Here is a 13,321-nt window from a genome sequence, read left to right as displayed (position 1 = left end):
GATCTGTGGGAACCATCCGGACCGACTGGTCCAAGCACTACACCCAGGGGCGAGGCTTCCGGCGGCTCGGGAACGAGGAGAAGACCCTGCTCGTCGAGCACGCACCGGCGCCCGAGGGCGGCCGCGCGCTCGACGTCGGCTGCGGAACGGGCGAGATGTCCGTCTACCTCGCCTCGCTCGGGTACGAGGTGGACGCCCTCGATGCGGTTGACGCCGCGCTCGCGCGGGCCCGCACGGACCACCCCGACGCGAAGGTGCGCTGGCTACGCCTGGACATCGAACGCGACGACCCAGCCCCACTGGACGACACCCGGTACGACCTGGTGGTCTTCCGGATGTCGGTGGCCTTCGTGAACGACCGCACCCGTGTCCTGCATGCTCTCGGACGCCGGCTGCGCGAGGGCGGCACCATGCTGGTCATCACCCCGCTGGCCGCGAGCACTTCCGCCGAGAAGCGGCACATCGCACTGGACGAGGATGAGGTCAGCGCCCTCACCTGCGGATGGACGAGCGTTCAGCGCATCGCCGTCGGCGAAACGGCGGCACTGGTCCTGCGCGGGCCGTGCGCGGACACGGTCGCCATGGAACGGTCCGTGCCGGCCACCGGCTACGCCGTTGCCGGGGCGCTGGCCGTCGTCACCGACGAGCACGGGCGCGTTCTGCTCGGCTGGTCAAAACGCGGCATGTGGGAAATTCCGGGCGGGAAGATCGAGGGCGCCGAGCCGCTGGACGGAGCCGGGGTGCGCGAGCTCGCCGAGGAGACCGGCCTGCACGCCACCGGCGCCACCGTGGTGACCATCCTCACCGACGCCGCCCAAGGTGTCCCGCGGCTGACCGCCGTGATCCGGATCGCCGGCTTCACCGGCACCCTCACCACCGCGGAGCCGCACAAGTTCACCCGCTGGGAATGGCACGACCTCCACGGTCTGGCATGTCTCGGCCCGGTGTTCACCCCGAGCGCCCAGGCGCTGAACGCCGTCTGGCCCGGCGTCATCCCCGGCCTGCCGCCAGTCCACTCCTATCCGACCGCCACCGAACCGGCTACAGTCCCCGGGGAGCCGGCCGAAGCCCTCCGGCTGCGCCACCGCATGGCAGATGCCGTCATCGCAGGCGGCTGGGCGCCCTCCATCGTTGTCCAAAAGGCGCTGCGCACGGTGCCGAGGCACCGGTTCGCGCCGGAGACGGACCTCAAGACCGTTTACGACGACGACCTGGCCGTCGTTACCCGCCGGGACGAGAACGGCCGGGCGACCAGCTCGGTCAGCGCCGCCTGGCTCCAGGCTGACATGGCCGAGCAACTCCAGCTGAAGGCCGGGGCGACCGTCCTCGAGGTCGGCTCCGGCGGATACAACGCGGAGCTCCTGGCGCACGTCCTGGGAGAGCGCGGCCGGGTGGTGACTGTGGATGTCGACCGGTACGTGGTGCAGCGAACACAACGGCTGTGTGCGGAGGCCGGCAGCGGCCGGGTCACCGCCGTCCTCGGCGACGGCGGACTCGGTGCGCCCGGCCACGTCCCGGCCGACGGCTTCGACGGGATCATGATCACGCACAATGCGTCCGACATCGCACCCGCATGGCGAGAGCAACTCGCCGAAGGGGCCCGGCTGGTCGTGCCACTGGAGATGGGCGGCTACACCCGTTCCCTCACCCTGGTCCGGCGCGGCGACGTGCTGCACTGCGAGCACTGGACGTACTGCGGGTTCGTACGCGACCGCGGCGCCGCCGCCCGTACCGCCCCGGCCGTCCCTCTGGCCGACGGCAAGGTCACGGTGCGGTGGGAGGACGGGACGCCCGGCGACACCGCCGGCCTCGACGAGGCTCTGCGCGGGCCCCGGCACGAGCGCTCCACGGGCCTCGTCGTACAGGGGATCTTCAACTTCGAGACGTTGCAGGTCTATGCCGCGACCACCCTGGCGGGGTTCTGCCGCCTGTCCGCGCCGGAAGGGTCCACGCTCGTGGAGCAGCAGGACGCGGCCGCGATCCTGGCGGATGGCTCGCTCGCCTACTTGACGTACCGGAAGGTCAAGGATGCTCCGGAGCCGGCCGACCGCATGACGGAGTTCTTCATCCACGCCTACGGCCCCGCAGCCGAAGAGGTGGCTGAGCGCTTCGCGGAGTGCGTGCGTGTCTGGGACCGCGAGGTGCGCGAGAGCGGCTACCCGCCGATGACCGTCCACCCGGCCGCAACGCCCGACGACCAGCTGCCGCCCGGCGACGTGCTCGAGAAGCCCAGCGCACGGCTTGTCCTCCAGTGGCCGGGGCGGACCCCCGCCGACGCACTGAGCCTCTCAACCGCAGGGGGGACAGCGTGTCTGACTCCGACGAGCTGACCCCCGAGAAGGCGGCGTCCTCCGCCTGGCCGTCCCTGCTCGGCGTGTTCGCCCATCCTGACGACGAGAGCCTCCTCGCCGGCGGTGTCCTCGCCCAGCACGCCGCCGCGCACGCGCGCACCGCTGTCGTCACCATGACGTGGGCGCCCGACAGCCCGAGGGCTCCTGAACTCGCCGACGCCTTGCGGGCGCTCGGCGCGGGTCCCCCTCGCATGCTCGGATACGGCGATGCCCGCAACGAGCGGGCGGCTCCCGGCCGTCCCCGGCTCGTCGACGCACCGCTCGACGAGGTGGTCGCCGCCCTGGTCCAGCAGATCCGCTCGTTTCGCCCCGACATCGTGGTCACGCACGACGCCCTGGGCCAGCTGACCGGTCACCCGGACCACCGCCGCACCCACCAGGCCGCTCTCCTCGCCGTTCAGGACGCGGGGCTCGCACACCTTCACCCCGAGGCAGGTGAGCCCTGGCAACCGCGCGCCGTGTACTGCGCCACGCACCCCGAGTCCGGTGTCGGCAAGCTCGGGCCGCTTCTGGAGGCCGTCGGCAAAGCCGTGCTCGCGGTGCCGGACCCGTACGCCACCACCACCGTCGACGTCACCCCGTGGCTGGAGCAGAAGTGGGCAGCGGTACTCGCGCACCGAGGGGAGGTTGCCCGCGAACGGCCGCTGCCCGGCATCCTCGCCCGCCTGCCCGATGAGATTCGGCGCGGCATCATCGCGACCGAGTACTTCACCCGGCTCGCGACCGGGCCACTCCCCGGCGCTCCCCATCGGCTCACTGCCTGACGGCGGCCAACCGCCTCACTCGTCCCCGGGCTCGACCAGCCCCTTCTGACCTGGAGAGTCATGACGACCACATCCGTTCCCGGCGAGCTGCCCGGCACCGCCATGACCTACGAGGCGTACGGCGCTCTGCGCGCCTCGGCCGCCCTGTGGGTCGGGACGTCCGTGCTGATCACCAACCGGCTTGGGCAGGTCCTGGTCCAGCACGTCGACTATCTCGACACGTGTCTCCTGCCGGGTGGTGCCGTGGACAAGGGCGAGTCCCCCGCTCACGCCGCCGCCCGTGAACTGGGCGAGGAACTCGGGATCACTGCTGCCCCCAACCAGGGCCTGGCCGTCGACTGGGTCGCCGCCGGCAGCACCAGCGCGCCAGCGGCCATGCGATTTCCCGGCGAGCTCCTCCATGTCTTCGACGGCGGAGTCTGGGACGACGACCGGATCGGCGAAATCCGTCTACCGCCCAGCGAGATCACCGCGGTCGAGTTCGTCGAACCCGCACGGCTGCCCGAGCTGCTCTCCCCGGCCGACGCTCGACGCGCCCTGTCCGCGCTGCGGGCCCGGATCAACTCCGCCGGCACGGCACTCCTGGAGAACGGCCAACCCATCGCCCCCGGGGTCCTGGACCGCCTCGGCGTTCTGCGGACCGCCCGCCCGGCCTACCGCTACCCCTGGCACCCCGGACCGGCCCCGCACGACCTCACCGTCACGCAGGTGTGGGGCTGGCTGTTCGCGCCGGACGGACGCGTCCTGGTTCTCCTTGAACCCGCCACCGCAGTCGCCATCCTGCCTGGCGGCACACCCGAGGAGCGGGACCACGACGACCCTGTAGCCACCCTCCGCCGCGAGACCGAAGAAGAAGCAGCCGCCCGGATCACCAACCCGCTGCTCCTGGGACACGTCACCGACCCCGCCAACCAGCGCGGATACCTGCGCTACGCCGCCGCACTCACCGAAATCGGTCCCGCCCAGCCCGACCCGGCCACCGGCCACACCTACACCCGCATCCTGGCCACTCCCGAACAAGCCGCCGAACTCTTCGACTGGGGGCCGGCGACCGCACACCAACTCGCCGCGGTCCACCAGGCCCGCCGACAACTCGGTCTCCCCCGGGCCGCCCGCCAGCCCGTCACCGAACTCACCGACCCCATCACCTGGTAGTCCGTCCGCTTCCGTCTCCCCCACCTTCCCGAGGAACCCATGAACCCCTCGCTCCGCATGACAACGCCCGCCTCTGATGACCCCGCTCTGCCACCTACGGCTGATCCGGTCCGGCCCGCGCCCGCTCCGGGTGCCGCGGCGGCAGGACTGGAACCGGAGCGCCGCACGGGACACTGCCAGTGCGGTGACATCGCATACGAGGTGCTCGGCACGCCGGACGACCCGCACCTGTGTTCCTGCGAACATGAAACCCGCATCTCCGGCGGCCCCGCCGTGCTCTGGGTCGGCTTCCACAAGGACGGACTGAAGTGGACCGGTCCCGGCGGTGAACCCACCTGGTTCGCGACCTACCCCACCCTCAAGCGGGGCTTCTGTCCGCGCTGCGGGACCCATCTCGTCTCCGTCGCCAACGGCTCGGACATGGTCATGGTGACCGGCTTCAGCCTCGACGACCGCAGCGGCACCGATCCCGTTGGGCACTCCTTCCGCGAGGAAGCCGTGCCGTGGATGAACATCACACTCGCCACTGATCCGTGTGCCTCGCAACCTGCCGCACCCTGACCCCTGCTCCGCTCAACCGCCCGACCACCGAACTCTGTTGACCGTCACCTGGCTGCCCTCCGTCGCGCACCCGGCACGAGGGCATCGCCGACTGCAGCAGTGCCCCAGCCCGGCCGGCACTCCCGAACCCCCAGACCCGCGCGCGGACAAGGAATCCTTGATGAATACGGAGCACGAGACCGCCCCCGCCCTCCCTGAGCAACCGCAGATGCCGGAGGCTGAGTACGCCCGCTCCCGGAACGCGGTCTGGATGAGCGTCGCGGCCCTGTTCACCGACCCGCTCGGCCGCGTTCTGCTGGTCAAGCCCACCTACCGTGAGCAGTGGCTGCTGCCCGGCGGTGGCGCCGAGCCCGGGGAGAGCCCCGCGCAGGCGTGGGTGAGGGAGATCCGCGAGGAACTCGGTATGGAGCGGACGCCGGGTCGGCTTCTGGCCGTGCACTGGCTGCCCCCGGATCATCCGAACATCGAATCCGGCATGACCGTGCCCGGTGAGGCCCGGTACATCCTGGACGGCGGCACCCTCACCGAGGAGGAGATGGCGGCGCTGCGCGTGCCCGCCGACGAGTTGCTGGGATTCGAGTTCGTCGACTCCACGCAGGCCCGCGAACGGATGATCCCGGTCGACGGCCAGATCATGCTCGCCGCGCTGCGTGCCCGGCTGTCCGGCACGACCGCGCACTTGGAGAGCGGCCGGCACGTCGGTGAGGTCCCGCCGCTGGACCGCCACGACGTGTATGTCCGGCCCCGGGCCGGTCGCACGTGGCCCTGGCATGCGGAACCGGTGCCGGAGGGGTTACCGGTGATGCAGTCGTGGGGGTGGCTGTTCGTACCGGACGGCCGCGTGATCCTCGTCGTGGACCCCGGCAACCGGCTCCCCGCGCTGCCGGGAGGAACGGTCGAGACCACGGACGCCTCGCCCGAGGAGACGCTGCGGCGCGAGGCGATCGAAGAGGCTCAGGTAACGATCGGCCACGACATCGTCCGGCTCGGCTGGGTCCATGACGCGACGGGGGAGGTCTACGGGGGCATCGGGCCGTGCGCACGCCTCCGCCTGGCGGCCCCCGTCACAGGTGTCGGGCCGGCCGGGGTGGATCCGGCCACCGGCCGCGTCTTCGCTCGGTTGCTTGCCACCCCTGACCAGGCGGCCGCGCTCCTGGGCTGGGGCGAGAGCGGCTACCAGCAGGCCGAACTCGCCGCTCGCTGGGCGCATGAACGGTGGGGTATCCCCCGCGCGGCAGCGGGCCCGGTTACCGAACTCCGCGCGACGCGCGTATGAGCGCACCGTTCGCCCCGGCACGCGCCCCGCCCGTGCCGACGGCTCGTCCAGATCCAGCACACCAGCATCAACCAACATCCCATAGCAGGAGGGGACTTCGTGCGGACCATACGTCTTGCCAACCTCAACGCCTACAAGCTCGGCCGCGACACGATCGACACCGCGTCGTGGAAGGCGCGCGTGACCGCGATCGGCGAGATCGCCCCGGACATCCTGGCCCTCCAGGAGGTGATCGTCGACGAGACCCGGCCGTCCGAAGAGTGGGCGACCGAGGCATCGACGGTCATCCAGCAGCTCGCCGCCGAGACCGGGCTGAGCGCGACCACCCTGCGCGCCGATGGCACGCCGGGCCCCACCGCGATGGCCAACAACCTGGCGCGCGGCTGGTACACGGCACTCCTGTGGAACCCCAGCACCGTCAAGCCGGTCGCAGGAGGCTTCCGCCCGTACGGCGCCCCGGACTTCTGGCACGGCTTCACCACGGTGCGCTTCGACATCGGGTCCGCCGAGCCGGTCACGGTCGCCTCGTACCACGGCGATCCGTTCCGCGGGAACTGGCGCCGGGACGAGGCGTTCCGCATCAAGAGCGCCTTCCGCACCACCGGCGGCGCCAAGCCCGGCCTGGCGCTGGGGGACTTCAACGCCCTGTCCGCCGCGAACGTCGACGGGCCGGAGGGCGAGCAGTACTACGATCCCGAGCCCTACCTCGACCATGACCACGACGACCTCGAGTACCAGCTGTTGGAGGGGACGATCGGTAACACGCAGCTGGCCGACCGCCGCCAGAGCGAGGTCCTCCTGCGGCGCGGGTTCATGGTCGACGCAGCCGCCCATCTCGGGGTGCCGTGGCAGGCGACGGTCGGGCACTGGGAGGACGGGCAGGGTGATCCCGACCCGTGGGGTGCGCGCCGTATCGACCTGGTGTACGCCACCCGGCCCGTCGTTCCGGCCCTGGTCAGCTACAGCACGCACACGAGCCCGGCCGCGAGGGAAGCCTCGGATCACCTGCCGGTGATCTGCGAGATCGACCCGTCCAAGATCTCCATGGAGGCGTGATGCGGGACTTCTGGGAGACCCACCACTGGCCCGAGGGGGAACGGCGGGCGCACTGGCATCTGCTGTTCGAAGACCAGCCCGCCGTGCACGACTTCGCACGGGCCCATGCCGGCCTTCTGGCTCAGCACGCTGAGTTGAGCCCGGTACCAGTGGAGTGGCTGCACGCCACGCTCCAGTCGGTCGGTCCGCTGACGGCCGAGACGGCGGCCGCGGTAGCGGATGCCGCACGGCTGGCACTGGTCGGGATCGAGCCGTTCGAGATCGAGATCGGACCGGCACAGGCGATCCACAACGGCGTCGTGCCGGCGATCTACCCCGAGGACCGGATCTCGGAGCTGTACTGGGCGCTGCGGCGCGCGACCGAAAGCGTGGTCGGCGCGGACACAATGCCCAAGGCCCCCGAGCGGTTCTGGCCGCATCTGAGCCTGGCCTACAGCAAGCCTCGGGAGTTGCATCAGACGGGCGCGTTCGCGCTGGTCGCCTGATAGACGAGCCCCTCGACTCTACTCATACGACAGCACAATTCGGCTCCTCTACCTGGACGTTTGCCGACTCGATCTCTTCTGATGCATGATTTGCGCGCCAGAAGGGATCGGCTCATGACGCGACGACCAGGTACAGAGTTAGCCGGATCTGCCAATCTGGAGCTCCTGCCCGGGGCTCTGCACTTCCGGCCGCAGGACACGGTGTGGGAAGCGATGCTGAGCGGCTGGAGGTCGCAGCAGCAGGCCCGCAACCTCAAGAAGGGGACCTACGAGCCGCGCGAGAAGCTGGTTCGCGCCTTCCAGGCATACTCGAATGAGTACCCGTGGCTCTGGACGCCGGCCCACATGGACGAGTGGTCGGCCAATCTGACGACGGAGAAGGGTCTCGCGCCTTCGACGGTGCGCGGTTACCAGGGCACGGTGCGGCTGTTCTCCGAGTACCTCATCGACCGCCGCTACGACTGGGCGCTGGCGTGCGACGGGCAGTTCGGGACGTACCCCGTGGCGATCTGCCACGAGTGGAACACGATCCCGCACCTACAGGACTACGAGGGCGATCCAGAGGCCCGACCGTTCGCGCGTGAGGAACTGCAGCTGTTCCTCGACTTCGCGGACGACCAGGTCGGCAGGGCGTTGCGCAGCGGTCGCAAGGGCGCGCTGGCCGCGTACCGGGATGCCACCTTGTTCAAGGTCATTTACGGGTGGGGGCTTCGCCGGACGGAGACGTCGAAGCTGGACCTGGTGGATTTCGGCAGGAACCCGAAGGTGCCGCAGTTCGGCCGGTACGGAACGCTCAACGTCCGCTACGGCAAAGCGAAGAAAGGCCAGCCGCCGCGTCGCCGGAACGTGTTGTCCGTCATGGATTGGGCCGTCGAGTCGGTCGAGGACTACATCGTGAACGTCCGGTCCCGCTTCGGCTTCCCGGACCAGCCCGCGCTGTGGGTCACCGAGCGTGGCGGCAGGCTCAGACCGGGCTCCATCAACGACCGGTTCGAGGAGTACCGCGATGCCCTGGGGCTGCCGAAGGAGCTGACCCCGCACTCGCTGAGGCACAGCTACGTCACGCACCTGACCGAGGACGGGGTGGACCGGATGTTCATTCAGCAGCAAGTTGGCCACGAGTGCGACAGCTCTCTGGCCATCTACACGCACGTCAGCAACGACTTCATGAACACTTCTCTCCAGAATGCCCTGGCTCCGGCCTTCACCGGGGTGTGACGAGAAGAGGAATACCGCGATGACTGCCAAGCTCGACTACCAGTGGCACCTGCGCAAGGTCATGGCCGAGCGCGGGATGTTCTCCACCACCGACCTCACGGAGCCCTTGGAGAAGCGCGGGATCCAGCTCTCATCGAGTCAGATCTACCGCCTAGTCGTGGAGCGCCCGGAGCGCCTCAGTCTCAAGATCCTCATGGCCCTGCTGGACATCCTGGAGTGCCGCATGGACGACCTCATCGAGCCCATCCGGGCGGCAGGAGCCGGTGCTCGTCCTAAGAAGGCAGCCGCGGGTGGAAGCTCAGCCGAGCCCCCGTCAGCGGAGCTGGGGAATCTGCGGCCCAAGCGGGCCAGGATCATCAGGAGTGATCAGTGACGACAGCCACCACGCACGACCGGAGCACGGTAGCGGAGCGGGAGCCACTGGACGCGCTTGTGGACGTGTTGTGCCAGGTCGAGACCTCTCTCGACCGTGGAGTCGTCCGCGCGGTGACGGCCGATATCGTTCGGCAACGCGCTCGGCAGCGCCGGCTCGCCACCGAACTGGCCCAGGCTCCCGAGGTGCTGCGCACGGGGAAACCGCCCGCGGCCAACCAGGTCGGCAAGCTGCTGCTCGCCCTGAAGCAAGCCGGCGCCGAGCAACTGGCCGCCCCCGTCTGTGGCGTGTGCGGGCGAGGGCTTCGCACCCTCACCTTTGCGAGGCGCATGTGGGGGTGCTCGCGCTGTGTGTCGTCTGCGAGTCGGGTGGCCTGCACGGAGTGTGGGCAGCAGCGGGAGGTGCGTGCGCGGGATCGGGACGGCCGCCCCTTCTGCCGGGCATGCTTCATCGACGACGACGGGACGACGCGGCTGGCCGAAGTGGTGACCGGGGTCGCCCCGGAGGTGAACGCTGAGCTGGTCCTCGATGCTCTGGGGCGTGCCCACCGGCGCGCGGCCGGGCGCCGCCAGATCGCTGCCGCTGTCATCGAGCGTCCACAACTGCTCACCGGTGACGGCGCCTCGGCGCCGATTCCGGGGGTCCTGCGGTTCCTCGAAGAGCTGCGCGCGGCCGGGGCTACGTCGGTGGTTGTCCCGCCGTGCCCCACCTGCGGTCGCACAAAACGGCTGGAGCGGCCGCTCGGAGCGGTACGCGTGTGCGGCAACTGCGCCGCGAAAGCGGGAGCTTTGATCTGCTCCCGCTGCGGCAAGCAGAAACCGATCAACCATCGCGATGAGAACGGCGACCCCTTCTGCCAGTCCTGCTGGGCGCGTGACCCCAGGAACCTGGAAGTCTGCACCGGATGCGGCCATCGGCGCCGTGTGTACGGACGGACCGCGGCTGGCCCGGTTTGTCTGCAGTGCTGCCCGCGGCCCGAGCGTGTGTGCTGCATCTGTGGACGCACCGGCCACGGCACCATCTCCCGGGCCACCGGAAAGCCGCTGTGTGACCTGTGCAAGGGGCACTGGATTGTCTGCGCCGTGTGTGGAGACGGCGCCATCGTCCGTGGCGGGACGCTCAAGGAGCCGCTGTGCGCCCGCTGCGTCAACCCCGACCCGGACTTCTGGAAGCGGTGCCGCATCTGCAGCACGACGTGGCAGCTGACAACGGCTCCGTGCACCCGGTGCAGTCTCGACGCCCGCCTGCGCAAGCTGTTTACGGCTGACGATGGCACCGTCGCGCCCGAGCTCGACCGGCTGCGTGAGCGCTTGGTCCAGGTCGACCACCCGAACTACGCGATCACCTGGCTGCGGAAGAAGAACGTCCAGACCACCATCACCGCGCTGGTGCGTGAGCACCCTGAGATCAGCCACGCTGCACTCGACTCCATGCCGCCAGGCAAGACCCTCGACCACTTCCGCTCCATGCTGGTCTCCATCGGCGCCCTGGAGTTCCGCGACGAAGGCTTGGTGCGTCTCCACCGAGAGGTGCAGGCCACCCTTGACGGACACACACCGGGCGAACACCGGCAGGCCGTGAAAGGGTTCATCCTGTGGCACCTGCTACGCAGGCTGCGCGGGCGGCTGAAGGACAAGCCCGCCAGCGTCCAACAGATCATGAATATCCGAGCCCACCTGGCCGGGGCCAACGGCCTGCTGCGCTGGCTGGAAGGCCGGGGCACGTCGCTGAGCGACTGCACGCAGGCAGACGTGGAGAGCTACCTCAGCGCCAATCCCGCGCACTCGACAAGGTGCGCTGCCTTCGTCCGGTGGGCTGTGCGCCACAGGTACGCCGCGGCGGGCATCAAGGCCCCGGCGATCCGCTGGACGGGTCCGGCCGGCCCGCACGACCAGGACGAGCGGTGGGCAGCTGCCCGACGGCTGCTGAACGACGATTCTGTTGCCACGGCGGACCGTGTCGCGGGACTCCTCGTGCTGCTGTACGCACAAACGGGCAGCAGCATCCACCGCCTGACCACCGACCGCGTCACACGCGACGGCGACCACGTCCTCCTCCACCTGGGCGATCAGCCCATCCAGCTGCCGGCACCACTGGACCGCCTCATGCTCGATCTGGTCGCGTCACGGGGCACGGACAGCCTGATCCGGCACGAGGGCGACTGGCTCTTCCCGGGCCGTACGGCAGGCCAACCGATCCATGAGTCGCAACTGCTGCGCCGGCTCCGCAGTGCGGGCGTCAAGTCTCGCCAGGGCCGCAGCACGGCGTTGTTCGCGCTCGCCCAGGAACTTCCTGCAGGGCAGTTGGCGAAGATGCTCGGCGTCCATGTGGGGGTGGCTGTCGCCTGGCAGCGCGCGAGTGGCGGGGACTGGATGACGTACGCCGCCGCGGTGGCCGCTCGATGTGCAAGCCGACCTCAAACGGGATCCGACAACACTGCTGGAACCTGGCCAAGTTGGAACTCCTCGACCACCTTCCATGTGTAGTAGCCGAGGTCGGGGTGTTGGTACTGGGTGACGAGGTGGACCCTGCTGATGGTGATATCAACCCGCGGGGGCCGCAGCGCGCGCAGTGCCCGGTTGAGCTTTCGCCCAGGGAAGTTCCTACGCGCGTAGGCTAGCGTCGAGTGGGCCCAGAACCGCAGCTCGGGGGCCCTCAAGGTGATCCCGGGAACCCTCTCCATCGCCATACGGGCGCGGCCGTTGAGCTCGGCCATCCCGTCCTCCGGATAGACGGCGACCGTAACCGCGGTGACACCGGGCCATACCGGTCCGAGCTGGACCTGGAAGGGGTTCATGCCGGCCAGCTCCTCGCGCACGGCGACCCGAAGCATGTCCCTCTGGTCTTCATCGATCGCGTGGTGCACGCCCTGGACCGTGGAGTGCAGCCACTCCTGAGGGATCACGCCGAGCTTCTCGCCGTACTCGGCAAGCAGCTCGTGGTGGGCGCGGGCGTACTCACGGAACTCGGGATACTCGCTGAGCAAGATGAGGACGTGCGGGAAGGGTCCGCCGTCCTTCCAGATCTTCTTGGGAACGAAGAAGTTCTCCACGGTCGTGCTCCTGATCCGGTCTGTCGGTGGTGGCGTGCCGGCCGTCGCAGGCCATGACGAGCCGGGAGATGCGCAATCAACGGCGCCTGCTGGTTGTTCAGTTGACGAGGCAGGGCAGCGCTGGCCGTCGGCGGCACCCGTCAGGGTCTGATCCACTTCGCGAGCCACCACTCGCGGCTGAGTGTGAGCTTCTCCGCCAGGAGTTCGTGGGCGGCTCGGTAGGCGTCTTCCTCGTGGCCGCCGTCGGCCCGATAGAGCATGTCGTTGACGACGTCGACGGGGGTGGTGTCCCACATCCGGGCGATGTTGAAGTGGCCCACCAGTGCGACCGGGTGTCCGGTGAGGCGTCACACCTCGTTGACGAAGACGTCCTTGGCGCCCGCGCAGTTGGTCGGGGTGACCGCGGCGGCCCCCAGGGTGCCGTCGGCCAGTTCGCGGAGGTTCAGGAACGGCTCGTCGGCGTGCGGCCCGAGCCACGCTCCGTCTCCGGTCGCGTCGCCGTGGAGATCAGCAGTGACCATCTCGCCCGGCTCGGAGTCCCTGAGCGCGGCGGCGATGTCGTCCTTGGTGCGGATCGGCCGGTCGTATACCTCGGAGACCCACTCGGCTTCCCGAGCGCGGTCCAGCTTGCGGCACAGTCTTCTCCCCACTCACACGTCGCGGTCCCGCTGACCGCCTGATCATCGTTGCACCGCGCGGGCCCCGGCATGGCCAGTCGACGGAACTGGCGGGATCGTGCGGTCTGCGTAATCCGCCTACATCCGGATACTCATGCCCCTCCGCAGAGAGGGAGTCGTTGGCGGTCTCGGGCAGCAGCTCGGCGGACGCGCGGCCGTCGTGGCGGCATCGCGACAGCCATGCGAGCCGACGATCGCCTCGCCGGGCGAGGCGGAAGATGTCCGGGTGGCGCTCCCCGGCGCTGCCAGTAAAGAAGTCCTCCTCATCAGCAGTCCGTTCTCAAGCAACCGAGTCGTTGTCTCAGGCGCCAAGTCGTGCGGATTGCCCGCTCGTTCCCGTGCGGCCGGGCCGA

13 protein-coding genes are annotated in these 13,321 nt (G+C 69.7%); 10 read left to right on the top strand and 3 right to left on the bottom strand.

Annotated elements, in window-relative coordinates:
- The first annotated feature begins 5 nt into the window (after positions 1-5).
- The 10 genes from fxlM (at position 6) to OG285_RS32065 (ending at position 11,725) form a co-directional block, all read left to right on the top strand.
- Positions 6-2,330 carry a methyltransferase, FxLD system gene (gene fxlM, locus OG285_RS32110; protein WP_371792974.1) on the top strand — a complete coding sequence of 775 codons (2,325 nt, stop codon included), beginning with the start codon at positions 6-8 and terminating at the stop codon, positions 2,328-2,330.
- Positions 2,309-3,115 carry a PIG-L deacetylase family protein gene (locus OG285_RS32105; protein ID WP_329155956.1) on the top strand — a complete coding sequence of 269 codons (807 nt, stop codon included), beginning with the start codon at positions 2,309-2,311 and terminating at the stop codon, positions 3,113-3,115. The genes fxlM and OG285_RS32105 overlap by 22 nt, the downstream gene beginning before the upstream one ends.
- A 60-nt stretch (positions 3,116-3,175) precedes the next feature.
- Entirely contained in the window at positions 3,176-4,270 is a 1,095-nt protein-coding gene (locus OG285_RS32100) for an NUDIX domain-containing protein (protein ID WP_371792973.1), read from the top strand.
- 39 nt (positions 4,271-4,309) lie between these two features.
- On the top strand, positions 4,310-4,831 hold the full coding sequence (locus OG285_RS32095; RefSeq protein ID WP_371792972.1) for a GFA family protein: 522 nt from the start codon (positions 4,310-4,312) through the stop codon (positions 4,829-4,831).
- Between the two features lie 160 nt (positions 4,832-4,991).
- Positions 4,992-6,107, top strand: a complete 1,116-nt coding sequence (locus OG285_RS32090) for an NUDIX domain-containing protein (RefSeq protein WP_371792971.1) — start codon at positions 4,992-4,994, stop codon at positions 6,105-6,107.
- A 99-nt stretch (positions 6,108-6,206) separates the two neighbouring features.
- On the top strand, positions 6,207-7,163 hold the full coding sequence (locus OG285_RS32085) for an endonuclease/exonuclease/phosphatase family protein (protein WP_371792970.1): 957 nt from the start codon (positions 6,207-6,209) through the stop codon (positions 7,161-7,163).
- On the top strand, positions 7,163-7,648 hold the full coding sequence (locus tag OG285_RS32080) for a 2'-5' RNA ligase family protein (RefSeq protein ID WP_371792969.1): 486 nt from the start codon (positions 7,163-7,165) through the stop codon (positions 7,646-7,648). Before OG285_RS32085 ends, OG285_RS32080 begins: the two co-directional genes overlap by 1 nt.
- 114 nt (positions 7,649-7,762) lie before the next feature.
- Positions 7,763-8,866, top strand: a complete 1,104-nt coding sequence (locus tag OG285_RS32075) for a tyrosine-type recombinase/integrase (protein ID WP_371792968.1) — start codon at positions 7,763-7,765, stop codon at positions 8,864-8,866.
- 19 nt (positions 8,867-8,885) lie between these two features.
- Positions 8,886-9,239 (top strand): helix-turn-helix domain-containing protein, encoded by a 354-nt coding sequence (locus OG285_RS32070; RefSeq protein ID WP_371792967.1) that lies wholly within the window; start codon positions 8,886-8,888, stop codon positions 9,237-9,239.
- A 113-nt stretch (positions 9,240-9,352) separates the two neighbouring features.
- Positions 9,353-11,725: a site-specific integrase gene (locus OG285_RS32065; RefSeq protein WP_371792966.1), complete on the top strand. Its 2,373-nt coding sequence runs from the start codon at positions 9,353-9,355 to the stop codon at positions 11,723-11,725.
- Here the strand turns inward: OG285_RS32065 and OG285_RS32060 are convergent.
- The 3 genes from OG285_RS32060 to OG285_RS32050 all read right to left on the bottom strand — a co-directional run bounded on the left by OG285_RS32060 (position 11,656) and on the right by OG285_RS32050 (position 12,941).
- A complete protein-coding gene (locus OG285_RS32060) occupies positions 11,656-12,291 on the bottom strand; it encodes a 2'-5' RNA ligase family protein (RefSeq protein ID WP_371792965.1) in 636 nt (211 codons plus the stop codon). The genes OG285_RS32065 and OG285_RS32060 overlap by 70 nt on opposite strands.
- A gap of 140 nt (positions 12,292-12,431) precedes the next feature.
- Positions 12,432-12,611 carry a hypothetical protein gene (locus OG285_RS32055; protein WP_371792964.1) on the bottom strand — a complete coding sequence of 60 codons (180 nt, stop codon included), beginning with the start codon at positions 12,609-12,611 and terminating at the stop codon, positions 12,432-12,434.
- 27 nt (positions 12,612-12,638) lie between these two features.
- Positions 12,639-12,941 (bottom strand): hypothetical protein, encoded by a 303-nt coding sequence (locus tag OG285_RS32050; protein WP_371792963.1) that lies wholly within the window; start codon positions 12,939-12,941, stop codon positions 12,639-12,641.
- Between the last annotated feature and the right edge of the window lie 380 nt (positions 12,942-13,321).

The sequence above is a fragment of the Streptomyces sp. NBC_01471 genome (assembly GCF_041438865.1).
Classification (GTDB): Bacteria; Actinomycetota; Actinomycetes; order Streptomycetales; family Streptomycetaceae; genus Streptomyces.
This window is presented reverse-complemented; position numbering and strand designations above follow the sequence as displayed.

What these genes read in the sequence shown, in the direction of transcription:
- OG285_RS32075 (WP_371792968.1), top strand. Translation starts at nt 7,763, where the DNA reads ATGACGCGACGACCAGGTACAGAGTTAGCCGGATCTGCCAATCTGGAG.
- OG285_RS32080 (WP_371792969.1), top strand. Translation starts at nt 7,163, where the DNA reads ATGCGGGACTTCTGGGAGACCCACCACTGGCCCGAGGGGGAACGGCGG.
- OG285_RS32095 (WP_371792972.1), top strand. Translation starts at nt 4,310, where the DNA reads ATGAACCCCTCGCTCCGCATGACAACGCCCGCCTCTGATGACCCCGCT.
- OG285_RS32070 (WP_371792967.1), top strand. Translation starts at nt 8,886, where the DNA reads ATGACTGCCAAGCTCGACTACCAGTGGCACCTGCGCAAGGTCATGGCC.
- OG285_RS32090 (WP_371792971.1), top strand. Translation starts at nt 4,992, where the DNA reads ATGAATACGGAGCACGAGACCGCCCCCGCCCTCCCTGAGCAACCGCAG.
- OG285_RS32100 (WP_371792973.1), top strand. Translation starts at nt 3,176, where the DNA reads ATGACGACCACATCCGTTCCCGGCGAGCTGCCCGGCACCGCCATGACC.